1 protein-coding gene is annotated in these 1360 nt (G+C 69.9%); it reads left to right on the top strand.

Annotated elements, in window-relative coordinates; all coding sequences use genetic code 11:
• Positions 1 to 1360 (top strand): non-ribosomal peptide synthetase (locus tag G4D85_RS48380; protein ID WP_164021911.1); only part of this gene is annotated, 1360 nt, incomplete at both ends.

The following is a 1360-nucleotide window of genomic DNA, read 5'->3' as shown; positions in this document are numbered from 1 at the left end:
CCGAGCGCCAGCAGGTGCTGGTGGAGTGGAATGACACGGCCGCCGAGTTCCCGGCCGACACCTGCATCCACCACGCCTTCGAGCAGCAGGTGGCTCGCACCCCGGATGCGCCCGCACTTGGCTTCGAGGACTCCTGGCTCTCCTACCGTGAGCTGGACGCCCGCTCCAACCAACTGGCCCACCACCTGCGCTCCCTCGGCGTCGGTCCCGAGGTCCGCGTCGGCCTCGCCGCGGAGCGCTCTCTCGAACTCGTCGTCGGCCTCTTCGCCATCCTCAAGGCCGGCGGCGCCTACGTCCCCCTCGACCCCTCCTACCCTCGCGAGCGCCTGGAGGGGATGCTCGAGGATGCACGTCCCGCCGTGCTTCTCGCCCAGCCCGCCCTACTGGCTCGCCTCCCGGAGGCCCCAGGCGCTTCCGTGGTGCACCTGGCCCTGAATGACGAGTCGCTGCGCGGTCTGCCCACGCACCCGCCCACTTCCCTGTCCACCTCGGACACCCTCGCCTACGTCCTCTTCACCTCCGGCTCCACCGGCCGCCCCAAGGGCGTCCAGGTGCCTCACCGCACCGTCTCCAACTTCTTCTCCGGCATGGACTCCTTCGTCCTCCGGCCGGAGCACCGCGTCTGGCTCGCCGTCACACGCCTCTCCTTCGACATCTCCGTCCTCGAGCTCCTCTGGACTCTCGCTCGCGGCTTCCGTGTCGTGCTCCAGCCTGAAACCCTCAGCCCCTCGTGGCTGCCCCAGGCCGTGCGTCTGCACTCCGTCACTCACCTGCAGTGCACTCCCTCCCTGGCCCGTGCACTCCTTCTCGACTCCGACTCCGCTGACGCCCTGCGCTCTCTCCAGCAGATGCTCGTCGGCGGTGAGGCCCTCTCCGCAGAGCTTGCTCGCGAGCTGCGCCTTCGCGTCCCCTCCGTCCTCAACATGTACGGGCCCACGGAGACCACCGTCTGGTCCTCCTGCTTCCCCGTCCCCGCCCACCCCTCGGCCCTCATTCCCCTGGGCCGCCCCATCTCCAACACCTCCCTCTACGTCCTCGACTCTCACCTGCTGCCCCTTCCCCTGGGCGTCGCCGGCGAGCTCTTCATCGGCGGCGCGGGTGTCGTGCGGGGCTACCTCTCTCGCCCAGAGCTCACCGCAGAGCGCTTCCTCCCGGACCCCTTCTCCTCCTCTCCCGGCGCTCGCCTCTACCGCACCGGCGACAAGGCTCGCCGGCTGGCCGATGGCTCCCTCGAGTTCCTCGGCCGCCTCGACTTCCAGGTGAAGGTGCGCGGCTTCCGCATCGAGCTGGGGGAAATCGAAACCACCCTCGAGCTGCACCCCCTCGTGCGCCAGGCCGTCGTCGTGGCACGCGAGGACTC

Origin of the sequence: Pyxidicoccus trucidator (assembly GCF_010894435.1) — a bacterium.
GTDB lineage: Bacteria > Myxococcota > Myxococcia > Myxococcales > Myxococcaceae > Myxococcus > Myxococcus trucidator.
Note: the sequence above shows the minus strand (reverse complement) of the source record. Positions and strands in the feature narration are given on the sequence as shown.